Annotated in this window: 26 protein-coding genes; 14 read left to right on the forward strand and 12 right to left on the reverse strand. The window is 66.5% G+C overall.

Annotated features, from left to right (window positions below; genetic code table 11):
- The first annotated feature begins 2 nt into the window (after window positions 1-2).
- Together ACH4G3_RS23035 and ACH4G3_RS23040 are read left to right on the forward strand one after the other, a co-directional pair.
- Window positions 3-656 carry a hypothetical protein gene (locus tag ACH4G3_RS23035; RefSeq protein WP_397626293.1) on the forward strand — a complete coding sequence of 218 codons (654 nt, stop codon included), beginning with the start codon at window positions 3-5 and terminating at the stop codon, window positions 654-656.
- Between the two features lie 11 nt (window positions 657-667).
- Complete coding sequence (locus tag ACH4G3_RS23040; protein WP_397626294.1) at window positions 668-1,279, forward strand: hypothetical protein; 612 nt, start codon at window positions 668-670, stop codon at window positions 1,277-1,279.
- A gap of 30 nt (window positions 1,280-1,309) precedes the next feature.
- Here ACH4G3_RS23040 and ACH4G3_RS23045 read toward each other — a convergent pair whose 3' ends face one another.
- Complete coding sequence (locus ACH4G3_RS23045; RefSeq protein WP_397626295.1) at window positions 1,310-1,819, reverse strand: hypothetical protein; 510 nt, start codon at window positions 1,817-1,819, stop codon at window positions 1,310-1,312.
- A 314-nt stretch (window positions 1,820-2,133) separates the two neighbouring features.
- Here ACH4G3_RS23045 and ACH4G3_RS23050 point away from each other — a divergent pair, with 314 nt between their 5' ends.
- The gene (locus ACH4G3_RS23050) at window positions 2,134-3,441 is read left to right on the forward strand and encodes a hypothetical protein (protein WP_397626296.1); all 1,308 of its coding nucleotides are present in this window, start codon (window positions 2,134-2,136) and stop codon (window positions 3,439-3,441) included.
- 266 nt (window positions 3,442-3,707) lie between these two features.
- On the opposite strand, the gene ACH4G3_RS23055 is transcribed toward ACH4G3_RS23050, so the two are convergent.
- From ACH4G3_RS23055 to ACH4G3_RS23065, 3 genes are all read right to left on the reverse strand, one after another.
- Window positions 3,708-4,502, reverse strand: coding sequence for an HIT family protein (locus ACH4G3_RS23055; protein ID WP_397626297.1), 795 nt, complete (start codon window positions 4,500-4,502; stop codon window positions 3,708-3,710).
- Window positions 4,503-4,621: 119 nt separating this feature from the next.
- A complete protein-coding gene (locus ACH4G3_RS23060) occupies window positions 4,622-5,650 on the reverse strand; it encodes a hypothetical protein (RefSeq protein ID WP_397626298.1) in 1,029 nt (342 codons plus the stop codon).
- A gap of 53 nt (window positions 5,651-5,703) precedes the next feature.
- Window positions 5,704-6,375, reverse strand: a complete 672-nt coding sequence (locus ACH4G3_RS23065; RefSeq protein WP_397626299.1) for a hypothetical protein — start codon at window positions 6,373-6,375, stop codon at window positions 5,704-5,706.
- 583 nt (window positions 6,376-6,958) lie between these two features.
- On the opposite strand from ACH4G3_RS23065, the gene ACH4G3_RS23070 reads away from it, so the two are divergent.
- The 6 genes from ACH4G3_RS23070 (at window position 6,959) to ACH4G3_RS23095 (ending at window position 11,426) form a co-directional block, all read left to right on the forward strand.
- Window positions 6,959-7,279, forward strand: coding sequence for a hypothetical protein (locus tag ACH4G3_RS23070; RefSeq protein WP_397626300.1), 321 nt, complete (start codon window positions 6,959-6,961; stop codon window positions 7,277-7,279).
- A complete protein-coding gene (locus ACH4G3_RS23075; RefSeq protein ID WP_397626301.1) occupies window positions 7,276-7,866 on the forward strand; it encodes a putative T7SS-secreted protein in 591 nt (196 codons plus the stop codon). The genes ACH4G3_RS23070 and ACH4G3_RS23075 overlap by 4 nt, the downstream gene beginning before the upstream one ends.
- 53 nt (window positions 7,867-7,919) lie before the next feature.
- Complete coding sequence (locus tag ACH4G3_RS23080) at window positions 7,920-8,798, forward strand: hypothetical protein (protein ID WP_397626302.1); 879 nt, start codon at window positions 7,920-7,922, stop codon at window positions 8,796-8,798.
- A 105-nt stretch (window positions 8,799-8,903) separates the two neighbouring features.
- Window positions 8,904-10,166: a hypothetical protein gene (locus tag ACH4G3_RS23085; protein WP_397626303.1), complete on the forward strand. Its 1,263-nt coding sequence runs from the start codon at window positions 8,904-8,906 to the stop codon at window positions 10,164-10,166.
- Window positions 10,167-10,270: 104 nt separating this feature from the next.
- Entirely contained in the window at window positions 10,271-10,840 is a 570-nt protein-coding gene (locus ACH4G3_RS23090) for a hypothetical protein (protein ID WP_397626304.1), read from the forward strand.
- Window positions 10,833-11,426, forward strand: coding sequence for a hypothetical protein (locus tag ACH4G3_RS23095; protein WP_397626305.1), 594 nt, complete (start codon window positions 10,833-10,835; stop codon window positions 11,424-11,426). The genes ACH4G3_RS23090 and ACH4G3_RS23095 overlap by 8 nt, the downstream gene beginning before the upstream one ends.
- A 328-nt stretch (window positions 11,427-11,754) precedes the next feature.
- On the opposite strand, the gene ACH4G3_RS23100 is transcribed toward ACH4G3_RS23095, so the two are convergent.
- From ACH4G3_RS23100 to ACH4G3_RS23120, 5 genes are all read right to left on the reverse strand, one after another.
- Window positions 11,755-12,276, reverse strand: a complete 522-nt coding sequence (locus ACH4G3_RS23100; RefSeq protein ID WP_397626306.1) for a hypothetical protein — start codon at window positions 12,274-12,276, stop codon at window positions 11,755-11,757.
- Between the two features lie 268 nt (window positions 12,277-12,544).
- On the reverse strand, window positions 12,545-13,459 hold the full coding sequence (locus ACH4G3_RS23105; protein WP_397626307.1) for a hypothetical protein: 915 nt from the start codon (window positions 13,457-13,459) through the stop codon (window positions 12,545-12,547).
- A 55-nt stretch (window positions 13,460-13,514) separates the two neighbouring features.
- Entirely contained in the window at window positions 13,515-14,720 is a 1,206-nt protein-coding gene (locus tag ACH4G3_RS23110; RefSeq protein WP_397626308.1) for an enoyl-CoA hydratase/isomerase family protein, read from the reverse strand.
- Window position 14,721: 1 nt separating this feature from the next.
- Window positions 14,722-15,021: a hypothetical protein gene (locus ACH4G3_RS23115; RefSeq protein ID WP_397626309.1), complete on the reverse strand. Its 300-nt coding sequence runs from the start codon at window positions 15,019-15,021 to the stop codon at window positions 14,722-14,724.
- 47 nt (window positions 15,022-15,068) lie between these two features.
- Entirely contained in the window at window positions 15,069-15,974 is a 906-nt protein-coding gene (locus ACH4G3_RS23120) for a hypothetical protein (RefSeq protein ID WP_397626310.1), read from the reverse strand.
- Between the two features lie 373 nt (window positions 15,975-16,347).
- Here ACH4G3_RS23120 and ACH4G3_RS23125 point away from each other — a divergent pair, with 373 nt between their 5' ends.
- The 3 genes from ACH4G3_RS23125 (at window position 16,348) to ACH4G3_RS23135 (ending at window position 18,696) form a co-directional block, all read left to right on the forward strand.
- Complete coding sequence (locus tag ACH4G3_RS23125; RefSeq protein WP_397626311.1) at window positions 16,348-17,007, forward strand: hypothetical protein; 660 nt, start codon at window positions 16,348-16,350, stop codon at window positions 17,005-17,007.
- 281 nt (window positions 17,008-17,288) lie between these two features.
- Window positions 17,289-18,050, forward strand: a complete 762-nt coding sequence (locus tag ACH4G3_RS23130) for a hypothetical protein (RefSeq protein WP_397626312.1) — start codon at window positions 17,289-17,291, stop codon at window positions 18,048-18,050.
- 97 nt (window positions 18,051-18,147) lie between these two features.
- Window positions 18,148-18,696, forward strand: a complete 549-nt coding sequence (locus ACH4G3_RS23135) for a hypothetical protein (protein ID WP_397626313.1) — start codon at window positions 18,148-18,150, stop codon at window positions 18,694-18,696.
- A gap of 14 nt (window positions 18,697-18,710) precedes the next feature.
- Here ACH4G3_RS23135 and ACH4G3_RS23140 read toward each other — a convergent pair whose 3' ends face one another.
- Window positions 18,711-19,580, reverse strand: coding sequence for a hypothetical protein (locus tag ACH4G3_RS23140; protein WP_397626314.1), 870 nt, complete (start codon window positions 19,578-19,580; stop codon window positions 18,711-18,713).
- A 442-nt stretch (window positions 19,581-20,022) separates the two neighbouring features.
- Here ACH4G3_RS23140 and ACH4G3_RS23145 point away from each other — a divergent pair, with 442 nt between their 5' ends.
- Together ACH4G3_RS23145 and ACH4G3_RS23150 are read left to right on the forward strand one after the other, a co-directional pair.
- On the forward strand, window positions 20,023-21,948 hold the full coding sequence (locus tag ACH4G3_RS23145) for a bifunctional polysaccharide deacetylase/glycosyltransferase family 2 protein (protein WP_397626315.1): 1,926 nt from the start codon (window positions 20,023-20,025) through the stop codon (window positions 21,946-21,948).
- Window positions 21,949-21,978: 30 nt separating this feature from the next.
- Window positions 21,979-23,160, forward strand: coding sequence for an LCP family protein (locus ACH4G3_RS23150; RefSeq protein WP_397626316.1), 1,182 nt, complete (start codon window positions 21,979-21,981; stop codon window positions 23,158-23,160).
- Here the strand turns inward: ACH4G3_RS23150 and ACH4G3_RS23155 are convergent, their stop codons facing one another.
- Complete coding sequence (locus tag ACH4G3_RS23155) at window positions 23,161-24,411, reverse strand: hypothetical protein (protein WP_397626317.1); 1,251 nt, start codon at window positions 24,409-24,411, stop codon at window positions 23,161-23,163.
- On the reverse strand, window positions 24,401-26,311 hold the full coding sequence (locus ACH4G3_RS23160; protein WP_397626318.1) for a hypothetical protein: 1,911 nt from the start codon (window positions 26,309-26,311) through the stop codon (window positions 24,401-24,403). The genes ACH4G3_RS23155 and ACH4G3_RS23160 overlap by 11 nt, the downstream gene beginning before the upstream one ends.
- Window positions 26,312-26,541 lie beyond the last annotated feature (230 nt).

Raw genomic sequence — 26,541 nt, forward strand, 5'->3', positions numbered from 1 at the left:
TCATGGTGGACGAGCACGAAGATGACCGATCGATTGCCGATCATGTGTGTCGTTTTGACTTTCAACCGGGTTGGATCGATCTGACGCTGGACGACGGGACACATTCCGAGGCGTTGGGAATGGCCGGTGCGGCGATGAGGCGTTTCAATCCCTTGGAGCTGACAGTCAAGGAACGCGACCTGTTGAGCGACCTTGTGGATCGGATCCGTGATCTAAATTCGGATCAACCGACTCTCGCGTCCGCATTCTATACCCCTGGTGGGGTAGCACTTGCAGACCTCCGGGTCGATACGTATGGCGAGGATGAGACACCCAGGCCTTCTCCCGCCGAAGCCGTGCCGCTCCTGCTGGACTGGTCGAATGCGGAAGTTGTTGGTGAACCAGATGTCAGGAACCTTGGATTGGGTGTCGGTCCTGCGGTGCGTATCCAAGCAGTACTGAAGACGAAGAGACTGCTGGGTTTTGGTCGCCAGATCGGTGAGTTCATCAAGTATGCTGTATTCCCTCCGGGGGTTAATTACCTGATCGTAATCAGAGTAACGTGGCGGAGTATGCAGCATAGTGATGAAATCGTGCGACTGACGGACGAGCTAGTGTCCACTATGCAGTATATCCCTGTGGATGCCGACGGGAATGAAGTCGGCCATGCTGGCTGATTGGCGTACAGATGAAGACGGCTGATTACTTCTCCTCACCGCCTGCGGACTACAATCTGATCGTCCCCGATGGTTGGTTTCAGATCTCGCTCGATCCAGATGAGCGTGATCAAAGCATTCTTGCTCTAGCTGACCTGCAGTTTCGAGGCATCGACAATGCGCCGCATCTCAAGAAAGAGTTGATGCGTGACCTGCAGAAGCGAGCGCAGAGCGCGTACGGGATCGGTGGCACGGAGATGTACCTTTCTCTGCTCACTGTTGGACCTGTTCCTCTGGCGTCATCCCTGCTCATCAGCGTCCCGGCGGCGGACGAGTGGCCCGTGTGCTCGGATGCGAATGAGTTGGCGGAGCACCTCGCCGTCCGCAATGCAGGGGCTGAGACCGAGCTCGGAGTGACGCAACTGGAGGCGGCCGGCACGGCCGTTCGGCTCCGCCGTCGTGATGCCCCCGATCCCGAGAATCAGATGGGGAACACGCTGCCGACTACGACGCTTACGTACTACGTTCCCATCCCGGCTACGAAGCGCTGGCTCATGCTGAACTTCTCCACCCCGGTGGACCCGTTGGCCGACCAGATGGTGCGCCTCTTCGACACAGTGGCCGGCACGTTGCACTGGACGTGACGGGGCAAGGTGAGGCAGGTCAGGTGAGGATCACTGTGGAGCTGGGCCGACGTGTCCCTTGTCGATGTTGCCCAGCGCGTCGTGGGCAGTTGCCCGACGTCGTCGGCGGTTGTTGACCATGAAAACCCAGATGAGCGCGGTGATGGTTGCCATGGTGGACAGCAGCCCAACGGCCCATAGCCATGGGTAGTTGCTGAACACCCAACTAGGAGAGGTAACGGCGCTTTGGCGCAGCTTGCCACTGTCTTGGGCGTTGAAGACCAGAGAGATGTATGGCACAAGTGCGGTAGTACTTGCGCTGCCCACCACTGTGTTGGCCACAGTGCGTGCTGTGTGTTCCCTCCAGGACTTCCAGTCCATGCGGCTCAGGCAGATGACCGAGAGTGCCGCGGCCAATGGCCCGCACACGCCGACACAGACGGCGAAGCCGTACGCGCCGCCTGGCCAGGCTTCGGATGCCCACTGCCACGTGTCGTCACCCCAGAGCCAGTCAACTGTGGCCAGGAGGACGAAGAGACCGGTTCCCCCCAGCCCGATCAAGCACCCAGGGACGGAAACTTCACTGTCCCTCTCCTTACCGGATGGGCGCCTTGTGGTTGGCTGCTCGCAAGCGAACGCCGACGCCGTTACTGGGCGACGCCTGGGCTGGGGAGATCGTCCCACCTGTAGTCCCTTTCGTGTGGCGTCCGTCCGCTGTGGTCCCTGCCAGAGCGGACGGACGGACCTTTCGTCAAGCCGGTCAGGGGTAATCACACAGATCCGCAGGTAGCCAATCGTCCACGGTCGCAGTCATCGCCGGCCACTCGCTCTTCGTCTCTCGAACGAGTGAATGAGTGGACGACACAGGAACGGACATGACGACGAACACCACCAACGGTCACCCCCCAGCCCGCGCCTCGCTCTTTCGAGCGGCGCCGCTACCCGAGCCTCCCGGCGCACCGGACAGTTGGCCGGACCGCGGTTCCCGCCTGCAAGATCAGGCGAAGGCACTGGGCATGCTGGTCCGCGAGGACCTGTCCCGCGGCCGCGCCCTTGTCTTCCTGCTGTGCGCAGGCGTCGTGACCCTTGTCGCCGGGCTCGTGCCCGCAATGGTCATCGCTGCCGCCGACTCCGAGTCGAGCGACAGCACCGACGTCGCGGTAGCGGTCGTGCTGGCTATTGTGCTGGCCATCCTCGCTGTTCCGGCTCTGCTCGTCCTCCGCGCACTGCGCAAGCGGTCGGTCCGGCGTTTCGAATTGCTTCGGCAGTGGGCAGCAGTGGACCGCGGTCACGACGCGGACTTCCCCACCAGCTACGGCACGGAGGGGTATCCGCACGGCCGTTTCTTCTATTCGGCGCTGATTCTTGTCCTGGCGCTCATCTCGGCGGTCGCTGTCTTCGCGGGAATGTCCGACCCTTCCGTCCTCGGGCTGCTCCCTTGCCTGGTCGTGGTGGGGCTCTTCGCCTGGAGCACGATCAGGAAGTACGGGGCTCGGTACGGCTGGGCCGAACGCGAACGAGTGATCCGTGCCCGGGCACGCAGGAGAGAGCTGCATCGCACACAACTGGAACGGCAGGCGTCGACCCGTGCCGAGTCGCCGAAGACCTACCTGTCCGGCATGCGAATTCATCCGGCGCTGCTCTACGCGGCTCTGTTCGCTCCCGCTGTCATCGTCACCGTGGTCTTCGTCATCGCACGCCCCCAAGACGCCTCTGGTCTGGCCGTAGCAGGACTGCTGGCGCTGCTGGTCATCGTGGTGGGGGTGCCAAAGATCGTACGCATGCGCCGCCGTGAGCAGGCCGAACTCGATTCCGCCGCGGCTTCCCTCGCCCCGGCCTTCGCCAACGGAGCCGTGGTCCACCCAGTGCGCTACGGGCTCGGGGAGCCGGACAACCAGTCCGCCGGGTCGTCCTTCTCTGTCTGGGACCTCGGCCCTTCGCGTACCGGGGCGCTGACAGTCGACACAGGCGTCCTGCTGGCTCGCGGGACGGACGGGGCTGCCCTCGACCTGCCACTCGTTGAAGTACAGGGCGCAGTCCTTGTCGGCAGTGGGGTGGCGTGGCTTCCGTCCTCGGTCGACGTGCTGCTTCGCTCGGGAGAGGCAATCGAATTCCGGTCGCCCGATGCCAAGGCCATCACGGAGGCGCTGGCCGACGCGGGCGTGCCTGTGACGACTGCCTAGCGATACCTTCGCCCGCTGGGTGGTGCAACGGCGAGGCTCCCCCCCCCCGAACCTCGAAGGCCTCAGGCCGAGCTGGTCGAGGGCACTATGCCTGTCCAGGCGTGCTCTGTGCTTCGTTCGACACTCGCAGCTCTACTACGTACGAGTGAGGACTGACACTGAGCCTTTTCCAACTTCGCGTTGGGTGGTGCGTGGCGGAGAGGAATGCCCTGGTTCCTTGCATTTGCTCGCCCGACCACGACGTGACGTCGGCCCGGCACTGGTGATCAGCTGCGGTCTTCGGCGCTGCTGCGGGCGATCTCTCGGAACAGCTCGCGAGCCTGCTCGCAGAACTGCTCGACTTCCGCGATGTCGGGCTCGTCACCGTCCGCCAGCATCCGGGCCTGGAGTTGCTCGGAGCGCAGCCCGCCGTAGCGGGCCCGCACCTCTGCGGTCACCGGCTGGACCGCGATGTGCAGGTGCTTGCGCGCGTCGCGGCCGTGCGACCACATGCAGACGTAGGTCTGCTCAGGCCGACACAACGTCTCCACGACACGAGCGGTATCGCGCAGCAGGGGGCCGAGTTCCGCCGCTGCCGTGTCGTCGAGCTCCGCGATGGCCACGACGTGCTCCCGCGGACCGACGATCAAGGTGCCGAGATTCAACGGACCGACGACGTGGTTCACCACCCAGGCAGCGGTTTCGTGCAGGATGCCTCCGGGCAGCTCGTGGCGACCGGCCAGAAGGTCACACCCAAGGCACCCCGCCACATCCACGCGTACCAGCCTATACAGAGCCACAGTGATGAAGCCGACTGCTTCGGAAGAAGGGGAAGGGTAAAGCCGGGCCGCGTAGGGGACCCGCGACGTTGTCGCCGATTCCGGCGATGTTCCGCTCGATTGTCGTGACGCCATGCCAGGGATGGCCCCGAGCGCTTCGAGGCCCATGCTGAACCAACTGACGTCAGCGCCTCCTGCTTTGGCCAGAAGGTGACTGATCAGCGCGATGCCAGCGGTCACAGCCGCGGCCGTCGCGAAGATGGCTCCCAGAGGCGGGAAGGGCATGGTGATGATGGCCAGCATGCCGAGGATGCCGCTCAGGCCTCCGACCAGGTCATCGATCGTCTTGAAGAGATCGGCGTTGTCGTGGAGCCACCCCTTGGTGTCGTCCCAGAAGCTGTCCTGTTATGAAGGCTTGGCTCTCAGCGGTTGACGGCTTGGATTTCCTGGACGGTGACGTCCTGGTCGTTGCCGAAGGTGCCGTTCGGGAGGTCGCCGCCGGCGCCGCCGGTGCCGGTCCAGTTGATCTCCCAGGTGATGGTGGCCCGGAGCTTGTACGTGCCGTCGCCGGAGGAGCGAAGGTACTTGACCCCGCACGGCGGTGCCTCGTCGGACTTGCCCTTGGCGTAGGGCTCACCGATGGAGTCGTCGGCGTTGATGGTGCACTCGCCGGAGGCGGGGTAGGTCTCGGCGTCCTCGGTGCCCGGCTCCAGCTTGAGGGAGACCGGCTTGGCGGTGGTGGTGGCCTGGATGTTGAAGCCGGGGACGTTGAGGGCCGCCGTGGCCTGGACCTCGTCGAAGACGGCCTTGTCGAGCCAGGCCCAGGTCGGCAGGTTCACCTTGGTGGTGGCCTCGGGAGCGAGGGTGACCTTGGTGTCGGGGAGCTCCATGTGCTGGTAGGCGAGAGCGGCGAGGATCTCCGGGGTGATGGCCTCTTCATACTGGGGCGGCGGGGCATCGCCGTTCTCGACCCAGAAGGGGAGTTCCGTGCACGAGGACCGCTTGAGGGGATCCGGCTCGTTGGGGTTCTCGACGCCGGCCCAGAACATTCCCTTGCCGTCGTTCTCGACGTTGTAGTCCTTGTAGCCGGGCTTCCCAGTCCAGCCGACCCCGTCCTCGTAGTGGCGCTTTGTCTCGCCGAGCGCTGAACCGGCGGTCCCACCCATTCCGGGTGTGTTCAGTTGGCTCTCGATGTGCTTGGACATCTCCTTCTTGAAGTCCTTGGCACCGAGGTAAGGGGCGTACCAGCAGGGAGGCGGTGTCCAGTTGACGTCCGAGGACGTCACGTTTCCGGTCCCGCCGCCCTTGGCGACGGATCCGGAGTACTGGATACGGGCGGCGGCGTAGATGCCCTTGCCGTTGCCGCCACCCGACTGTTCTGTGTTGGCGCCCTGGGTATTGGCCGGCTCTTCCCCGGCGTAGGCCGGTGCCGCGAGGGCGAGTACGCCCATGGTCAGCCCCAGAGCAGCTGCGCCTGTACTGAGGGCCAGGTTAAGTGACCTGTTCACTGGCACTTCGCCGCCTTGCCCTCGACGTACACCTTGGACGCCTGCCACAGACCATCTCCGGTGGGGAGCTTGACCATGATGATCTTGAAGTAGTCGAAGTCCGTGATGCTGGGGGCGCCCTTCAGCACCTTTCCGGTCTTGATCTCTCTGGAGTAGAACTTGCTCGAATCCACACAGAACGCAACCTCCACTGAGTTGCCGTTCGGTGCGGACCGGGTGGTGGCCTGGTAGTGGCGCCGTGTGCCCTGTGCCGTCCAGCCGCCTTCTAGCCGGGCGTTGATCTGCGTCTTCGCGTACCTCGTCCCATCGCCTGTCGAGTAGGCGACCAAGGAGGCGTCCTTGGTCGTGCGCTTGTCGACGCCTCGGTAGATGGCCCGGACGAAGTTCGCCGCATCCTGCATCGCAGCCGCTTCGTTCTTGTCCTTCGGCTCGTCCCAGTCGAAGACCAGGTCCATGTCCTTCGGCAGGGACACGTCCACGCCGTCCGGTTTGTCCCCCGCTGGCACTCCCGAGGGCGATGCTGACTTCGTCGGCGTCTTCGTTCCCTGGTCGGCTCCGGCGATCTTGTCGTTGTCGCCGGGCTTGTCGTCCCCGCTACCGCAGGCCGTCAACAGCAGTGCCGCTGTCGCCGCAAGCGCGGCAGCAACGGGCAATGGGCGGCGCTTCACAGTGGCTCCCCGTGAGAAACAGAAGTTCAGTTAGGGCACTGACGGTACCGGTGAGGTTTCCGGTTTCACCAGAGCGAACTTCCGCGAGAACAGGGGCAATTCGGGATGTGTGGGGCTCCCGCAGGGGTTGCTGTGTCCTGATCGTGCCCGTACAGGGATGGCGCTGGTTGCCGTCGTGGCCCGGCGATCCGGCGCCCTACTGCTGACGGGCGGATTTGTTGAGCGTGTTGCGGAAGCCCGTGATCTGCGCATCTTTCTTGGGGGCGCGAGGTGTCGAGGGCTGCCTCGCCAGCGACGGCGTGCCCAGTCATCCAGTGGCTGCGGATCACAGCCGCAATTGGCGGTATGTCCGTTTGATTCGCCAGTGAGGCGATAGTGCGGCACTGTGACGTTCCCGATGGCAACAGTGTGCGCGACTTCATGACGGCTCGTTCGCGAGCCTGCTACGTGGCATCCCAGGCCACACCCGTAAGCTGCTGTCCCAGAGTGGACGATCACTCTGCTTGCAGAACAACAGCACACGGGGTGGGCCCTCGCGGCCTACCCATCGGGCTGCGCCACTACGTTTCTCAGTGGGGGCTTCGTGTCGGATCAGACTGCCGATATCGAACGAATCAAGGAGAGCGCCAGGTCTCTCTCGAAGATCCACCGGGAGTTCGACAAGAACGCAAATCCTGCCGAAGGGTTGGGGACGGACATCCTGGGCGACCAGGGATTGGTTGGTGTCTTCGACGAATTCAGCGACAACTGGAAGATTCATCGGGAGCGTCTCACGGAAGAGCTTGAGAATCTCTCGAAGCTTCTTTCCACTGCGGCGAAGTCGTATGAAGACATCGACCACGCACTCGCCGAGGCCCTGCGGAATGCGGGCAAGGAGAAGCCGAAAGGGGGAGGCGCTCAGTGACGCGTCCACGCGCTGAAGAGTGGGCAGTGATCGGCGAGGCGTCCGACCCGATTCCAGGGGATCCGGAGGAAGTCGCCAAGCTCGGCCGAGAGCTCAGGAAGACCGCCGAGGCCATCAAAAAGCAGGCGGATGAGATCAAGGCACTTGCATCTGTCGACGAGTGGAAGAGTAAGACCGCCGAAGAGTTCCGTAAGGACGCCGAAGAAGCCGAGGGGAAGCTGCGGAAAGCATTCAAGCGCTACGACGCCGCCGCTGATGCCCTCGGGGAGAAGGTGATCCATGGCGTCTGCTCCAGTCAATACGCCTCGGAACTCGACCGCGCGCAGACCATGGCCGACAAAGCGCTTCGTGATGCACGAGACGCGCACGACGAGCACAACGCGAGCAGTACGGCGATCGATAAACTCCCGAAGGCCACAGCCGACGAAGATCCGGACCGCAAGAAGCTGGAGAAGCGCCAAGATGCCGCGAGTTCGGCATTGGAGCGGGCGAAAAAGCATCTCGAGGCAGCCAAGGAAGTACGCGATGCTGCCGCGCGAAGAGGGCGCGTGACTCCATCCGGTACGCCATCGATCACGACGGCCTGAAGGACGGTGCCTGGGACAAGTTCAAGGACTGGGTCAACGATAATTCCGGATGGATGGAGACGGCGCTCAACGTGTCGGGTTGGGTCTCGATTGTTTGCGGGACGCTGGCGCTCATGGTCGGATGGATCCCCATTGTTGGGCAGGTACTTGCCGGGGTTCTCGGCACCATCGCGCTTGCAGCCACCCTGTTTTCGCTCGTTGGGCACACCCTTCTTGCTCTGGCCGGCAAAGGCAGCTGGTTCGATGTCGCCCTCGACGTCGTAGGCATTGCGACGCTGGGTATCGATCGGGGCGCCCTCGCTGGGGCCAAAGGGGCGTCGGCGGCAGCCAAGAGCCTTGGCCGATCTGCGAGGGCGAGGGCGCTCAGGGAGGGCATCAAGGCGAAGCCCGGCTCCGCCGCGTACAAGAAGGCCGTCAACAATGCCTGGAAGCAGGCCAACCGAGAAAGCGGTGGAGCCCTGCGCGGCAAGGCCGGCGCCGAGGCGATCGCCAAGGCGCCAAAGGGCTGGTTCCCTGGTGCCCAGCGGATGGCGGATGCTTTCAATCCGAAGCTGATCTGGAAGGAGTCGGTGGACAGCCTCAAGGCGGTCAAGGACCTGAGCCCGAGTAACCTCCGGCAACTCGGACGGGCCGATACATGGTCGGGGGTCCGGCCAGGGTTGAATGATCCTGGTGTCACGAGCTTGCAAAGGAGCCTCGACCAGATGTCCGAGGGTCTGCGGGCGGACAGCGCGGTGAAGGCCGCAACCGACGTGTTCGAGACCCAGACCCGGATCTGGGCCGGTTCCACCGCTGTCGCGTCGACCACCGACTTGCTCGACAAGGGCAAGATCACGGGGGAGATTGGTGATCTTGTGGGAGTGCAAGGACTGGGCGACGGGGTTTGGTCGGCAACCGGGATCAAGGATGCCACCACAACGAGTAACGGATGATCAGGGCAAGCAATGGTTGAGCAGCCTGGACTGAGTGCGTCGCTACGGCAACCGGCCGAGCCAGTCGCGCGCCCCGCGGGTGCGCAGCCCCACAATGCCCACGTCGTGCGCCGGGCCCGGCTCTATGCCGAAGGGCACACCCTGGTGGTGCGCGACGCTCGGTTTCGGGAGCGTCGGTACGCGGTCGGTGCCGATGGTATCCGGCAAGCGGTCTTCTACCCGCCTGGCGACCTCTGGGACACCGTGCAGAAGCGTCCCATGGAACGCTGGGGCGTCCTGGCCTTCAAGGGTGAGGGAGAGCGGGACGTTCTGCGTGTACCGCTCGCAGCATGGTTGCCCGAGGCGGGTGTGGTCGGGGCCATGGACCTGGCGCCCTCGAAGTGCTTTGACCGGACCGGACTCAGGGACCTTGTCGCGACTCTTGAAATTCCGCTGAAAGAGGGCTCGCAGCCCGCAGGCGGCGTTGAAAGAGAGGGAAACAGCCGTGGTATCCGACCGGACCGAGCTGTCCATGCCGACCTGCCCCGGTGGCACAGCTGGGCAAGAGGGCTCGGCATGTTCGGGTGGTTCGTCGCAGTCGTGATCGCTTTCTCCGCTGATCTGGTTTGGGCCATGCCTGTTGCGGCGTGCGCCCTCCTCCTGATTCCCGCATCAGATGGCGTCGTGCGAATCGCGGCGTGGTGGCGGAACAGGAAAAGCGACTGGTTCGCCGGAGCCCTGATGTTCAGGCCTTCGCCGGGAGCCGGAGCGACGCGGCGGTTCTTGCGAACGGCGTCCGTTCGGGTACTTCCCGACGACGTGGTCTTGACCAACACGGTGGGGGAAGAACGCTGGCTTGGGCGGGCCGGTGTGCACGGAGTGGCGAGGCTGGTGCGACTTGCCGATCCCACGACAGGGGAACTGATGGCTGTCGAGTTCCAGGATCGCAATGGTGAGGCGCGGGCGCTGCTGCCGTGGAAGCACTGGTTCACGGGACACCAGGGGCGCGATCGGTGGGCTGAGCTGAAAGCGGCCTTGGAAGTTCCTGTTGTGGACGAGAAGCTCCGGCATGCCAAGAACGCCAATGTCTGGTGGCAGGGACACATGCTCAGTGCGGACGTCCGCAAAATGTCACCGATGGAAGCAAAGGAAGCCCGCAAGGAGACCGATTGGCACCGCTCTGTCATCGGCCGGAACGAACTCCTCGCACTCCCGCTCTTCGGTGCTGTGCTGCTGGCCGGCCTCTTCAGTGACGAACTGCCGGCGTTCTTGGCAGGCTTGTTGTCTGCGCTGACCATCGCGGCGGCGCTGGTTCCCGCGCTGGCGAGTGCGCTTGCAAGCCGCTTCTCGTACGACAAGGTGATCGAGAAGGAAGAAGCCAACGTATGAGGCCTGCCGACCACATCGGAGCTACCACGACCACGGCTGGAGGCAGTGACAGCATCGCACCGCCGACTGATTACCGGCTGCTCCTGCCGGAGGGGTGGTTCCGTGTGCGCATCGAACCGGAGCTCCGCGAGCGCTCGGTCGACGCACTGATCAACCGACAGTTCGAGGGAGTCGACAACGCCCCTCACCTCAAGCGGCAGTTGCGTGAGAGCCTGCTGGCGCAGGCAGCCGCGGCGTTCCGGGACGGTGGCATTGAGCTGTACCTGAGTCTGCAGCAGGCTGGCGCTTTCACCATCCCAGCCTCTCTGCTCGTTACGCTCCTGCCGCCGCTGCCCGGCGAAGGTCAGTCGAATGTGCAGGACATCGCCGCCCGCCTCTCCGCCGACGATGAGCTGGAAGTGTCCGTTGTCGAACTGTCTTCGGGGCCTGCGGTGCGCACCCGCAGGTCGACAGGACAGCCCGATCGCCCGGCCCCACCAGGTATGCCGGGTAGTAGTGCCGAGACTCTCCCCTCGGTCACGCTCGACTATCAACTGCCGGTCCCGAGAGCCGGCGCGTGTCTGCTACTGACCTTCTCCACCCCCCTGGTGCAGATCGCGGACGCGATGGTCCAGCTCTTCGACGCGGTGGCCGCGTCGCTGGTGTGGGTGGGCAGTGAGGGCGATCATGAGTGAGATCAGTGCATGCGGCATCGTCGTTCCGACCGACTGGGTGCCGCTCCCGGTCGAGCCATTGGATGACGTCAAGGGCTGGGCCAAGAACACGGCAGCGGAGCTGCGCGACCGTGGCAAGGCAGCGGGCTACGAACTGGACAAACGGACGCTGAGGAAAGAGCTGCAAGCTCGGGCCGAAGACAGCCGCAGCCGAGACCCTTTCTATGCGTTCGCGTTCTTTCCTGACGGCTTCGACACCGCCCTGGCGATTCTGGAAGTCGATTTGATTCACCCCGATGAGACAGTTCCCAGGATTACGTTGGACTGGCTGGCCGAGACCTTCAGCGCCGATGACTTCGGTCCTCCGCAGATCTCACAGCCCGAATTGCCGGTCGGCCCCGCCGTGCGCATCCGTCAGGACTTCGCCGCCGACAATCCTCGACGCGATGGCCCAGGAATGCTGATGGAGACACTGACGTACGGCATCCTGCCAGCTGGGGCCGAGAGCGCCGTCATGCTGTTGGTGTCATGGACGGTGCCCGGTATCACGGACGAAATGGAAACGGCGGCGGACAGCATCGCGCAGACTGTGACGGTGGACTTCTGAAGCCGCGTCCCGGGGCGACCGACAGGGCATGGCGGTATGTCCTCGCGGCTTTCAGACGCGACACGTACGGCGGAGAGGACAGCCGAGGCCGTCCCCGACGGACGAAGTCCCACTGAGGGCTGGAGCCCGTTGGAGCTGACGTAGCCACTGAGCCGCAAGTCCGACACTTGAGCCTGGGAAGTCGGTCCGGCTGTTCGTATCCCGTCGATGCGAAGCAGAGGAGACGCCTTGATCTCGGCCTCTGGCGGCCGGCCTTACCAGTTCACCTTGTTCGCTCCAGGGCTGAATGATCAGCGGAGCCGGAGAAGGGCGGACCCCTCACAGCGGGTCAAGCGTCTTCGTGCGGATCCTCCGATGACTCATTACCCATACCCTCCGCCGGATCGACAAAGGACACCGTCTGCAGCAAGGCCGACATCAATCGGTAGATCTCGGTCCAATGGTCCATCGAGGCCGTATAAAGCGTGAAGATCGCTGTGTACGGGCCCGTCGGGAACGGCACGTGAACCTGGATCTGGCCCGTGAGGAGCTTCGTCTCCTCGCCCCCCGCGGCCAGTTCGGGGCCAAGGCTGTACTCACGCAGGGTGATGCATGACACCGCCGGGCCGCACGGCAGGTCGAGCCAGATGGCGTCGTTGTACGGGTCGCCGGCCAGAGTGGCCAGGATGCCCTGGGCGACGACATCGGTGTCAGCGTCGGCCTGATCCGTTGGGGCAATGGCCACGGTGAGGGCACATTGCGCGATGCCTTCGGCTGGTTCATGCCTGAGCGCCTGGCCGTCTGGGACGTCGCCTTCCTCCGCTGTGGAGAACAGGCCCATCGCCGCGTAGGAGACACCGGTGTCTCCCACGAGTTCGGCTATAGCGGCATAAAAGGGAGCGGCAGGCTCCCATATGCTTTCGTCGCCTCGCGAGTACAGCTCTCGCACGAAGGACAGCGCGCGCTCACTGCGTTCCTCCGGGGTGGCTGCTATGGGAAGGGCGAAGAAACCCTCGGGAGCGAGGAACCAGAGGGGTGGCAGGTTCCCGCCGGCGGCACTTTCGTGCTGTGTGTTCGTGGAGGCAGTGGCGGGGATCATTCGAAGCAGTACGCCGTTCGGGTCGAGTGCAGAGCCAGGGTCAGGTCAGGAAGTCTTCCTGGTGGTACTCCGTCAGGCGGAGTTCGGTGCCGTTCGCGTCCATCACCGTGTTCAGCCCGGAGTGACCGAAGGATGCGTGAATGGTGCTCGGAGCCACAACTTCGATACGGAAGCAGCCGCATGGATTCTGCTTGACCAGAGGCGGTTGGGCATCTGGAGCCTGGGCCGCTGCGAACCTCTCGGCAGTGTTCCGCTGGGCCTGTGTGAGCGATGTCAGCGGGATGAATTCGGGAGGTTCGATCAGATACCGAGTGAGCCGCTCCCGGTTGATGCTGCCCACCCTGCACCAGGAGCCGTCAGCGAATACGATCTTCGCGTCGTTGCCGATCTTGAAGTCCCGTAGTTCCACCCTTGTGATGGCAGCTCGAGGGACCTCCCAAAGGAAGTCATCATCGATGCGTTTCTCATCGCCCTTGATATAGGGGAAGCCCACGATCACGAGTCGGCGGTCGGTGATGACCGCGTGCGTGCGGTACTGGTCCTGAGGGGAGCGGGCGGGGTCCAGTTGCCAGGGCAGGGTGCGGGCGATGGTGCCAGGATCGGCCCACATGACAGGGAAGTCCTCGACCTCGTCGGCCCGGTCGTGAGATGTGTTCGAGCCCTTGTCTGAACGGCCTGGGCCGACGCTGCCGGCCTGGGACGACAGGAGACCCATGACGGCTACGCCTACGGCCATCGCGGCGCCCTTCAGGGTGTTCCTGGCGGCGGTATCGCCTGCGGTCCGGGCGGTGTAGGCAGGGCCCTCGGGCCAGCCGACGAGTTCGTTCTGGATGTCATTGCGTTCGGTGTCGCGAAACCATCGCATTCCTTTGACCTGCGTGGCCTCTCCCGTGGCGAAAGCCAGCGGAGCACGGGCGATCAGGGTTTCGCCTGATGCGGGCAGCCAAACGCTCATATCCTCACAAATCCCTTACTCGTGGTCGCCTGGAGTGAGATGACGAGACTTCGGGCTAGTCGCCCGCCACATGGCCGTAGATCTTGGGGGCAATCTTGAGGCCGGCGTCGAGGGCAATACCTCCTGCCCCGAACGGGTTGATGTTCACCCCCGGAATCAGGTTGGCGCCCTTGGAGCCGATCAACTGTCCTTGATGGTAGCCCGCGTAAGAGAGGCCTCCCATCCGGGACATCAAGCCGCTGCTGCTGTGTGCGACCTCGAAGACGTTGTCGGACATCCCGCCGATCTTCACCAAGCCGGCCTTGCCGAACCCGCCGACAATATCTGCGGACTCTTTTCCGAAGGACATGAGGACTCGAGAGCTGCCGATCTTGGTCGCATTGAAGCTTGTGCCGAGCCGCTCTGCGGTCAGTGCCGCCTTGCCCGCGCCGACCACCTTGATTCCCTTACTGAACATTCCGATGCCGGGCAACAGACCCACTGCGTCGAGTCCGAGCTGGGCCCAGCTCACATCCGCACCGGCAGCCTTGGCCACTCCATGAGTTGCCAGCGTCAGGCCCGCGCCGATGAGCGCGGCCGTGCCGAAGATGGCCGCGAGCGGCGGGAACGGGAGCGTGACGATGGCCAGCATGCCGAGTACCGCGGTGATGTCGCCGAGCACGTCACCGATCGCCTTGATCAGGTCGGCGTGCTCCTTGAGCCAGTCGCCGGTCGCGTCCCATGCGTCCGAGATGCCCTGGCCCAGCTTCTCCCAGAAGCCCGGCTCGTCAGGGGCGATGTCGGCGGCCTTGTCCAGCTCCTTGCTGATTTTTGCCGCGGCCTGCTTGTAGCGCTCCTCGAGGTCGTGCAGCTTGCCGAGAAGGCCGGTCACGTCGCCTGAGGCCTTGCCGTACTCCGGGGTGCCTTCCTTGGCCTCGGCTCTGGCGTCGAGTTTCTCTCCGGCCGCCTTTTCCAGCCGGTCCGCCTCGTCCTGGAAGTCCTGGAGTTCGTTGGCCCAGCGGTGGAGCGCCCGGGACGCCTTGTCGAAGGACTCGTGGCTCTTGCGGATGAGCGGGGTGACGTCCTGGCCTATGTATTCGGTGAAGGCGATCGCGGTCTTGCCCTTCCAGGCGCCGCACTCGATTCGCTCCAGCTCCTGTACCGCTGTGCTCAGTTCGCCGGCCAGCTTCCCCAGCCGTTTGGCGAGTTCCCGGGTGTCCTCCACGCTGCCCGGAGTGGGGTCCCGGCCGATGTGCGGAAACGGGGGCCGCTGCCCAGCCACGTCACTTGCCCTTCTTCTTGGCCTTGAGGGATTCGGCCAGCTCCAGGTCGAGCCCGTCGAACGTCTGGCCGATCTTGTTGATCATCTTCACCGCGCCGTGGGTGTGCTTGCCGAGCTGCTTGATGCCGTAGCTCCAGTCGTCGGCGAAGTCCTGGACATCTTCGATGAGTTGACTCTCACCGACCGCCGAGGCGTCGGCGCCTCGAAGGCTGCGGCGGGCGTCCTCCATGCGGTCGCTGATGGAGGAGAAGGTCTTCTTCAAGTGCTCGAATACGGTGTCTTCGAGGCGCAGGTCACTCATCTTGATCAGGTCTCTGTCGGTTGTGCCGTGGTGGATTACGTGGACGGTCAGAGGTCTTTCGGAGTGATGGCGCCCTGCCTGCCTGACTCGGTCATGAAAAAGCTATGCGTGAGGATGCCGAGTTCGGCTCTCACTCGTTCCTCCATGGCGACTTCGACAAGAAGCTTTCCGCTCGGGCGGCGGGTGATTACAGGATCGACAGAGTGGGCTCGGTTCGGCAGGGACTCCAGGTAGGAGTCGACGTACTTGCGCTGCCGTGGGGTGAGGGCGTCGAGCGGGAAGAGTTCGATGGGGTGGGCGAGATGACGCAGGACGGTCCAGTGCTGCCGGGCGCTCGGGGGAGCGAGCCGGCACCATGAACCGTCCGTGAAGTGGATCCTGGCCTCGCCGCCCACATCGCTGAACCGCATCCGATCGACGCGGGTGATCTTCGACCGTTCGACGGCCCAGAGCACCTCGTCGCGTCGAGGATCGCCCTCCGGCAAGCCGAGGACGATCAGGCGTCGGTCGGTGACGATGACGTGGGTCCGGTAGTCCTCCGGGCGGCGAGCGGGGTCGAGTTGCCAAGGCAGACTTCTGGCGACCGTGTCCCGAGCCGCCCACATGACGGGGAAATCGTCGACCTCGTTCTCCGGCTCCTGTACGCGGCCCGGGCCGCGACCCGGGCCGGGCAGGGCGCTGCCGGTGCCGGCGAGGGTCTCGAGAACGCCGATGACCAGAACGTAGAGTGCTTGCAGCCCGAACAGGCCGGCGGTGCGGACGGGGCGCTTCTGTTCCTCGCGAGGGGAGAAGGCGGGGCCTTCGGGCCAGCCCGGCAGTTCGTCCTGGATGTCCTCGCGCTCAGGGTTGCGGAACCAGCGCATGCCGGCCACCTGCTGGGCTGTCCCGGTCGCGAAGGCGGCCGCGTCCCGGGCGAGGATCGTCTCACCGCTATCGGGTGTCCAAATTGCCATCTTTGTTGTGTTCTCAGTGTGGTGCGGCAGCTGCCTGAGGGCGTCGCCGGGTGGAGGTTTACCGCAGGGTGGTGAACAGGCCGTCCGGTGGGGCTGACGGTATCCGTGAGGTCGCCTGTTTCGCCACCGCGAACATCTCGGAAGTCTCAGTCCGTTGTGGATGTGTGGGTGCGCTGGTGCGTACACCGTGTGAAGGTCACCATCTTGGAGTGGGGACTGTGAACCTCCGCTGAGAATCAGTGGTCGCTACTGTGAAGCCTGCTTCGTGAATGTCGCACAACTGCACAAGTCCCTCACGGCACTTGGATCGGCGGCCGCCCCTCATGGGATCATCCGTTGTCACGCCGATCATCTACCTCTGAGGACGAGCGCCATGCTGACCACGCGCCGGAAGGTGGCTGCGGCCTGCCTCCTAACTGCCGTCACTTTCCCTGTGGCTGGTTGCAGCAGTGATTCGGACGAGGGCTCGGGCGGTGACAAGATCGCGGGAGCTGAAACGGGAGCCGGTTCCCCCACGCCGTCCGCCTCCGCCTCGGCCGAGGAGAATGCGCCGACCTTCGACTTTCCATCAGGCCTCTCGGTGGCCGTCGAGCGCGACTCGACCGGGGACGCCACGAAAGACGCGATCCTGCGGGACACGGCGTACTCCGCCCAGGCCAACATCGAGGCCTTCGCCCTGGGGAACGACCAGACCGCCAACATGAATCGTTATTTCGCGGGGCCTGCCTTGACCCACTGGACCAAGCAGGTGGCGGACTTCAAGAAGGACGGGCTCACGCTCACGGGTGAGTACCGCTACTACAAGTTCGAAGTGACAGACGTCGCGAACAGCAGGACGGCGGCGGTCCGTTACTGCGAGGACCAGAGCAAGGCATTCAGCAAGGAGATCAAAACGAACAAGGTCCTGCGCACCAAGGCCAGCGACAAGAGCTTCGTCCTCTACACGCTCCAGGCGCAGAAGGATTCTGCCGGGGACTGGCAGGTCACGCAGCAAAACTGGAACAAGGGCGATGCCGCGTGCGTGCAGGGGTGAGGGGCGGGGCCGCTCAGCCAGTTCTCAGGGCGACTGTCGTAGCCGGGCTCCTGTTGGTGCTCGGGCAGGGCTTGCCGGCGTATGCGGACGACACCCGAGGTGACGGCAGCACAGCCGGGGGAACCGGCCAACCGAACGCCGACTCAGGCGCCAACTCAGGTAAGGGTTCCATCGGCGCCCACATCCGCATCAACCAGAACACCCCCGCCTCAGGCGGCTCCACCGCAACCGCCACATCCTCCGACGCCAACTGGGAACCTCCGGTGTGCTGGTACGAGCCCATGTACACGCCGGAGGAGTACGAGGAGTTCATCAAGGGCGCGTATGGCGGCGCTGCGGGGGGAAGCCCGGCGGCGGATTACGCGAAGAAGCGGGAGACGGAGAAGTACCACAAGGGTGACGACGGCCTGTGGTGGCAGGTTCAGTTTCCCGATGACACCTACGACAAGGCCTGCCCCGTCACGACGGACAACTGGGAGATCTGGGTTCCTCCGGCGGACCCGCAGCCGGACCCCAACAAGGTGACTCCCGAGATCCTCTCCGAACTGGCCTTCAACTCCACCAAGTTGCCCACTCCGCCGGTGGAGTTGCAGCCGCGTGCGGACCGGCTGCTCGTGAACCTCGGTACACGGGTGGCGTTCAAGGGTGATCTCGACCGCGTCTGGACGACCGCGAGCCTGGACTACAAGGGCGTTCAGCTGGCCGCGACCACCGTCGCCACTCCCGTGGCGCTCAAGGTGGACGCGGGTACCGCCGACGCCGATCCGCAGAGCTGCACCTATGACCTGGTCAAGGGCAAGGACGGCTACACGGCCGACAGCGAGGATTCCGGCTGCAACGTGACGTACCTGCGTTCGTCAGGCACCGGCACCTACCCGTTCAAGGCGTCCATCACCTGGAAGGTGACGTGGACCGACTCGGCCGACCCGGACGGGCCGCCACAGCAGCCGGGTCTGCCCGACGGGCTGTCCACGTTCGAGCAGGACGTGACGGTCAAGGAGGCCCAGGCCGTGAACCGAGCAAGTGGCATAAGCAATGGCTGAGGGCGTGGTTCGAGCCGGGCGGAGTGGGCCCGGGGTTTGGTGGCGAGCCGACGTCGTCCGGTGGTCGGTCTTCAACCTTGCTTGCGCTGGTGGCTCCTTGGGGCTCGCCTGGATCAGCCCCGTCGTGCCGCTGTGGGCGCCGCTGCGCGCGGTAGCCCTGCTCCTTGCCTGGATCGTGCTGCCACTCGCATCGGTCCTGGTACCGGTCCTGCTGTTGCGGAGAGTTCCGCGCAAGCGGCGGAAGGTCGCCTGGCAGCTTGTCGTTCCCGTCGTCGCGGGGGTGGCGTTGGGTATCTTCGGAACCGGGGAAGGCGATCGGGTCGCCCTCGCGGAGCGGGGCGAGTGGGCCGACGCCGTGGTCGTTCGCAAGGACGACGCCAAGACCAACTACTGTGACCTGCGGCTGGTCGGCGGTCGCGAGATGTCTCCCGCGCTCTCGGAAGGTGGAGGGTGCGGGGACTGGGTGGAGGCCGGGGACAAGCTGCGGGTTCGGTACGACCCCGCTGGCGTCGCCAGCCCGACCACCGATGTGGAGCGCAGCTCGAACGCCGGACTCCTCGCGGTTCTTTTCGGTCTCGCGGTCGTGATGGGCACATGGGGCGGCGTGCGGCAGAGTCGGTGGGACAGGGAGTACGTCCCGGCCTGAGCGGACGCCCGGGCTCAGTACATGGCTTCCTTCGGCACCTCGATCTGCCTGAGCTGCACCCACCGCCCCAGCCGTTCATACCCCCCTGCCACCACAAACAGCACGTACGGAGCCGCAAGGCCTACCAGGGCCACCGCCCACACCGGTAGGAGCCAGCCCAGTTGGGACGCGCACAGGCAGCAGGCCAGCATCGACGCTGCCGTGCGGGCGAACGACTTCGCGTCGGCGGTCATCCTGCGGCGGCTGTCCGGCGAGTTCGTGATCAGGGCGCTGGTGCACATGCCCAGCGCGGCGCCCGCCAGCGCGCCCCAGAGGAGGCCGCCCGGCAGGAACATCGCCGGGTAGCCGTCGTGGGGGAAGCTGAAGTTGAAGCCGGAGATCAGGCCTGTGACCGCGCCGAGGAAGGTACAGCAGAGCACGGTGACCGCGGTGAGTTGGTCTCGGATCTGTGTGGAAAGGGAGGTGTCCTTGTCGCTACGTACCTCTCGTACCTCACGGAAGACGCCACCCGAGCCGACGACGAACACCGGCGTGCCGATCACCATCAGGATCGCGCCTCCGAACAGGCCCCCCTCCTTGCCCGAGGAGTCCGGCGCCGGGAAGAAGTCCCGTACCTGCCACGCAACCGCCGCCATCAGTACGACGTACAGCCAGTAGCTTGCGATCAGCGCCCAGCCCGCGCCGATCCGGGCACGGCGTGCGAGTGCAAGGGGGGTGTGGAGCAGGCCTGCGACGGGGAGTGCGACCAGAGCCCAGGCGAAGATGAAGGCGTCCGAGGCGTGGTCCTCGGCCCGGAACCTCTCGGAGACTTCCGGGAACGACGTCAGCAGGAGTGCCAAGGCCAGGGAAACGACTCCCGCCGTGATGCCTGTTGTGATGCGCACGACCTTGGCTCGCCTGGTCGATGTTCTGCCGACCGTTCCACGGCCCGTCCGCGCGGTCATCCCGTTGCCTCCCTGTAGAACCCCATGAACCCTGTGAAGCTCACCGTTCCGCCCCTACAGCCAGACCTCCGAAACTACACTCGCGCCCCATGCGTAACTCCCGCAGCACGAAGACGTCCGCTTCACCCGGTGAGTTCTACGGAAGCGTGTGGAGAAGACGGTCCGCGGGAGTCGGTGTCCGGTCCGGGCCCGGGGGCGGTGACGCGCCCTGACCTCCGCCAAATCCAAAGCCCGAGCCCGTCACAAACAGTCCCGAGACCCCCGCGCCCACTGGCTGTTACTCGCCCTCACCCTCCCCCTCGTCTTCGCCCTCCTGATCTTCGAGGGCTGGACCCAGCACGAGGTCGACGCCGCCAAGACGCGGACGCCCTGTGCCTCGCCCGTGCCGGACGCCGTCGCCAAGGGCGGGCCCGTGATCGGGATCAACCGGGACGGGATCCGGTCCGGCTCGATGCCCGCCCGTACTGTCGCGCTCACCTTCGACGGCGGACCCGATCCCGTGTGGACCCCGCGGCTGCTGGATCTGCTCCGCAGGAACAACGCTCGTGCCACCTTCTTCCTGCATGGCGCACAGGCAGCCCGGCACCCGGAACTCGTCCGTCGGATCCGGACCGAGGGGCACGAGATCGGTTCCAACACCTACACCGGAGCCGTGCTGGGGGAGTCCTCCGCTCCCCGCTTCCGGTCCGAGCTCGAACTGACCCAGAGCGCGCTGGCCGGCGCCACCGGGCTGCGTACCAATCTGCTGCGGATGCCGCGGACCACCACCCCCGAGACCCTGTGCGGTCGTGAGTGGCAGGCGGCGCGGCGGGCCACCGGGTACGGGTACGTGCTCGTCGCCGCCGACAAGGGGGCGCGCAAGCCGGCGCAGGGGATCGTGCGGCAGCTCAGTCAGACGGAGAGTGCGTATCTGGAGGCGCGCAGGCTGCTGAAGAACCGGGCCGTCGACCGGTTCACCACCGTCTCCGATGGGCTCGGGCTCGTTCCCTACACGTCCCCGTCCCTCGTCGAGCGGTGGCTGGGGCAGGGGCTCATCCAGGTCACGAGCCTCGGGCAGGTCTTCTCCACCGCCATGATCTGGATCCTCGGTGTCGCCGGTGGGCTCGGCGTGCTGCGGCTGTTGCTGCTCGCCCTGTTCGCCCGGGCCCATGTGCGCCGGCTGGAGCGGTTCCGGACCGGGGCGCCCTGGATGCGGGACACCACGGGGCCTGTGACCGTGCTCGTCCCGGCGTACAACGAGGAGGCCGGGATCGGGTCGACCCTGCGGTCGCTGCTCGACTCCACCCATCGGGAGCTGCAGGTCGTCGTCATCGACGACGGGTCGAGCGACCGGACCGCCGACATCGCCGAGAACATGGGGGACCCGCGGGTGGAGGTCGTACGGCAGCCCAACTCCGGCAAGGCCGCCGCCCTCAACACCGGGCTCGCGCACGCCCGGTACGACATCGTCGTGATGGTCGACGCCGACACCGTCTTCGAGCCCGACGCCATCGAGCGGATCGTCCAGCCGCTCGCGCATCCCGCCGTGGGCGCCGTCAGCGGCAACACCAAGGTCGGCAACCGGCGCAGTCTGCTGGCCCGTTGGCAGCATCTGGAGTACGTCTTCGGGTTCAATCTCGACCGGCGCATGTTCGAGGTGCTGGAGTGCATGCCGACCGTGCCGGGCGCCATCGGGGCGTTCCGCCGGGACGCGGTGATCGGCGTCGGTGGGGTCAGCGAAGACACCCTCGCCGAGGACACCGACCTGACGATGGCCCTGTGGCGGGCCGGCTGGCGGGTGCTGTACGAGGAGTCCGCCGTCGCCTGGACCGAAGTACCTACCAGCGTCAGGCAGTTGTGGCGGCAGCGGTACCGGTGGTGCTACGGCACGCTGCAGGCGATGTGGAAGCATCGCGGGGCCTTCTTCGCCATGGGCCCCGCCGGGCGGTTCGGGCGGCGTGGGCTGACCTACCTCGCGCTCTTCCAGGTCGCCCTGCCGCTGCTCGCGCCCGTCATCGACGTCTACGCCCTGTACGGCGTGCTGTTCCGCGACCCGTGGGAGTCGGCGGCCGTGTGGTTCGCGTTCCTCGGCGTGCAGATCGTCTGCTCCGGCTACGCGCTGAGACTCGACGGCGAGCCGGTCCGGGCCCTGTGGTCGATGCCGTTCCAGATCGTCGTCTACCGGCAGTTGATGTATCTCGTCGTCATCCAGTCGCTCGTCGCGCTGCTGCTCGGCAGCCGACTGAGGTGGCAGCGGATGAAGCGCTCCGGGACGGCCGCTGAACAGATCGGCGGGCCGGTTCCGTATAGGAGCGTGCCTATGCGTTGACCCACGTGAACCAGCGGGATGGAGGGGCCGATGAACGACTGGACCGACCCTCCGGGAGACCACCGGACGGGGCAGGACCCGAGGAGGGTCCCGCCCCCGTCCCTCCTGGCACCACCGCCGTCGACCCGCACGGCCCCCCTGCCCGGTATGCCCTCGCCGGCCGTGCCCGGCCGCTACGACAGCAGCGGCCACGAGCGCGGGCGGCGGGGCGGCGGCAGCAGGAACCCCCGGCGCCGAGCCGGCAAGGGCCGCCGGTTCGTGCGGACGGGGGCCGTGCTGTCGACCGTCCTGCTGCTCGCCGGCGCCGGTACGTACGTCTGGGCCGACACCCGGCTCAACCAGGAGGTCGATCTCGGAACGCTTCAAGGCCGGGCGCAGCCCGGGCAGGGCACCAACTACCTGGTCGTCGGCTCCGACAGCCGCGAGGGACTGTCGCAGCAGGACCGCAAGGACCTGAACACCGGCTCGACCGACGGCCGTCGTACCGACTCGCTGATCCTGCTGCACACCGGGGCGAACGGCACCACCATGCTCAGTCTCCCGCGCGACTCGTGGGTCACGCTCCCGCCCTACGTCGATCCCGACACCGGGCGCAGCTACCCGGCCGCGCCGGACAAACTGAACGCGGCGTTCTCCCTGGGCGGCCCCGACCTGCTGGTGCGGACCGTGGAACGCAACACCGGTGTGCACATCGACCACTACGCGGAGATCGGCTTCGCCGGGTTCGTCGGGGTGGTGGACGCGGTCGGCGGCGTGGACCTGTGCCTGGACAAGGCCGTACGGGACAAGGACTCCGGCGCCGACCTGCAGGCCGGCTGCCAGACCCTCGACGGTGCCGAGGCGCTCGCCTTCGTACGGCAGCGCAAGCAGGAGGCCCAGGGGGACCTGGGCCGCACCCGCAACCAGCAGAAGTTCCTCGCCGCCCTCGCCCGCAAGGCGGCCACCCCGTCCACCCTCGCCGACCCGTCCAAGTCCTTCCCGACCCTGCGCGCCGGCCTCGACACGCTCATCGTGGACGAGGAGACGGAGCTGCCCGACCTGATGTCGCTGTTCGAGGCCCTGCGCAAGGCCGCGTCCGGCGGGGGCAGACAGCTCAACGTGCCCGTGGCCGACCCGGACCTGCGTACACCCAAGGGCAGCGCGGTGAAGTGGGACGACCGGCGGGCCCGCGCCCTGTTCACGGCACTGCGGGAGGACCGGCCGACCGGCTGATCAACGGGTAGTCGTTCGGCGGGCGTTGAAACCGTCCAGAGGCGACAGCAGCGAGCCGTACCCCGTCGCCGCCCACACACTCCGCGCGGCAGGCAGCTCGAAGTAGGGCACGGTACGGCCGTCCTTGTCCGTGTCGGTGAGCACCTCGGGCGCCCTGCGGGCCTGCAGCGCGTCCGCGCACTCCTGGCACACCGCCACGTCGAGCCGGTCGCGTCGGCCGATTCGGCGCCAGCCGGTGCGCAGGGCGGCGCGGCCGTGCAGGGGGTTGAAGAAGCAGAGGGGGAGGCCCAGGGAGCCGGCGAGGGCGTCGCGGCCCTCCTGCGCCAAAGCCAGGACGCCCGCCAGGTCCGACAGGCCCCGGGCCTCGTCGAGGACCGTGCCGGCGGCGGCGTAGGCGTCGAGAGCGCGCTGGAGATCGGGTGTCGTGGTGGCGTCCGCGGCCTGGGTCGCCTCGCCGAGTGCCAGCACCTCCGCCTCGGCACGGCGCCGCAGCCCCGCCTCGTCGGCGGCCCGGGCCGTCGCGAACACGAGCTGGGGGATGTCCGAGGGGGTCCTGCGGGAACGGACCAGGGCGCGGGTCGCGAGGGCGGTCAGGGCCAGGGCGGGCACGGCGATGAGCGGCCAGAGCCACCACCCCCCGGTGCCGTCCGAGGACGACTCGGACGCCGGTGACCCGGAGGCCTGCGCATCGGGTGCTGCCGAGCCGTCCAGCTCCTTCATCGCCTCCTCGTACCGCTGCTCTCCCTTCCCCTCCGCCACCAGATCCACCGCCTTCGCGCTCAGGTCCGCCAGCCCCGCGTCCCGCGTCTCGTCCAGCAAACCGGCGGCGATCACGGCGTCTCGCGTCTGGTGGGTTTCGGCGGGCCACTCGTAACCGTTCAGGGAGTCCGGGAACTCGCCGTCCGTCGTGATGAGGATGAGTTCGCGCTGGTCCGGGAGCCGGTCACGGACGATTCCGGCCAGCACACCGGAGTCGCCGTCGAAGGCGTCGCCCTTGGTGAGCGGCGTGAGAACGACCTTGATGGGCAGGCCCGTCCGGCGGATCCGGTCCGCCAACTGCCGCTGCCGGGAGGGCGGTACGGCATCGGCGTACGCCTCGTCGACGTAGACGGGCGAGGTGCGCAAGGCGCTCGCGATGCGCTGCCCGGCGCTCAGGCCGTCGCCGTCGGCCGCCTGGGCGGTGGCCGTGGTGAGCACCGCCAGCAGCAGCGCCGCGAGGACGGTGATCAGGCGCTTGCCGTCAGTGGACACCTGCGGTCTCCCTCACCTTGTCGACGAGCCGGGCGATTCCGTGGGGCAGGGCGGTCAGCGGTCCTTCGGTCACGTCGTAGTACGGCAGGCGGTTGTCGCCCGAGGACGGGTCGGGCAGCTTCAGCAGACTGCCCGGGATGCCTCTCGGGTCGGCGATGGCCGTGTTGCGGCAGAACTCGCAGACGGGCAGCAGGCGGCGGGCGACACCCTCGGTCGAGACGCGGACGTGGTGGCGGCTGACGCCGGGCCCGTGCAGGGGGTTGACGCCGCAGCACAGGTCCGTCGTGTCGCCGGCGAGCGCGGCACGGCCCGCACGTGCGAGCACGATGACCGCTACCAGGGTCGCGGGGTCGGTGCCCGACTCCCTGACGCGGTCGAGGTCGCCGTCGACGAGGAGCAGCGCCGCGTCGAGGTGGTCCCAGGCGCGGCCGCGTTCGTCCCGGTCGGCGAATTTCTCGGTGAGGTCGGTGAGTTCGGCGTAGGCGGTACGCCGGAGGTAGGACACCGACGGCTCGGTCGGGGCCGTGAGGGGCAGGCGGTGGGTCGGCTCGGGGGCGGGAGAGCGCCACCGCAGCAGGCCGCCGATACCCCACGTCAGTCCGGCCACGACACCGGACAGCACAAGAGCCAGGAAGGCGCCCACGAACAGGCCGGGCCAGAAGTCGGTGGCGAACAGGGGAGGGAGGGTGTTCTCGTCGGCGGCCCTCGGGGCGGGGGCCGGGGCGGACTCGGATTGCGGCCGGTCAGTGCGTGGGGTCTTGTCGATGAACGTCATGAGCTGGTCGAGGCGCTCGCCGAGGAGGTGGTCGTCGGCCTCGTCCGCCCTGCTGTCGCCCAACGTGACGGAGTCCGGCAGGTCGAAGGAGAGGCGCGTGGAGTCCAGCCGCAGCCCGTGGTTGTAGACGTCGATCGTGCCGTCGTCCGGATCGGCGACGACGTACACCCCGTCCTCGCCCACCTTGGCGTGCACCGCCGCGGCGAACAGCATCGAGTCACCGGCCGACTCGCTCTCGGGCGTCTGCGGCACGAGGGAGACGTACACCGGGCCGCCGCCGTCGGAGCGCCGGAAGTCCCGGATCCGGTCGTGCAGCCGGTCGAGTTGGCGGGAGTCGAGTACGCGCGGGCTCTCCGGGTCGGCATAGACCGGGTCCTGCTTCAGTCCCGACGCGACGCGTTCCACACGGGCGGTCAGATCGGTGGGGGTGGGCGGCTGAGCCGCGCTCGACTTGGTCTGGTCGAAGACGACGGGAGCGGTGAGGGCGATCGCCGTGGCGGTGAGGACCGCCGCCCCGGGTACGACCCACCGGGGGACGCGCCGCTCCGCCCCGCAACGCCGGCGGCGGCGCCGCACGTACCAGGCCCCCAGCACGATCAGCAGCGGTACGCCGGTCAGCAGGCTCCCCGTGAGGAACGACTGGTTGCGGCGGTCCGACGGGCCGATGTACATCTCGGCGGGCTCGTCGTCCTGGTACTTCTGGCGAGCGGCCTCCGCACGGGCGGTGGCCTTCTCCTCGCCCTGCGCGATGACGTCGACGAAGCGCTCGAAACTGCGCAACGGGCCCGCGTCGTAGGGAAGTTCGTACAGAGCGACGGTGGCGGCGGCGTCGGCGGGGGCGCGGACGCCGTAAGCCGTGGCCTCCGCGATATCCGTCCCCTCGAACAGGACGTACAGCCCATCACGCCCGAGCCGGTCGTGCACCGCGCCGAGCAGCTGCTTGCCGTCCGTGCTGCTCTGCATGGGCAGGACCAGGACGTAGGTCGGGACGCCGGTCTTCTTCGCGAGCCTGGCGAAGTCGGGGGCGGTGGACCGGGGGACCTCGCGGGGGAGTTGGTCGGTGACGTGGACCGGATTCTCGCGGAGGCGGTCGGCGAGGTAGGCGGCCTGGGTGACGGGGCTCATGTCCGCTGCTCGGGCCGAGGTGGCGGTTGCGAAGACGGCCGTCAGCGCCCAGAGGGCGACGAACAGCCAGAGGACAAGGGTCCCGCCACCGCTTCTTGCCCATGTCCGTCCTGCGTAGGACTCGTTTGCCGTGACTGCCCTCACCGGTGTGACCCCCCGCGGTCCGATCACTGTCCGCGCCGACTCTACTCGGGGCTTCGCGAGTGCTACAGGTCGGCTGGTTGCGGCCT

The sequence above is a fragment of the Streptomyces afghaniensis genome (assembly GCF_044327915.1).
Classification (GTDB): Bacteria; Actinomycetota; Actinomycetes; order Streptomycetales; family Streptomycetaceae; genus Streptomyces; species Streptomyces afghaniensis.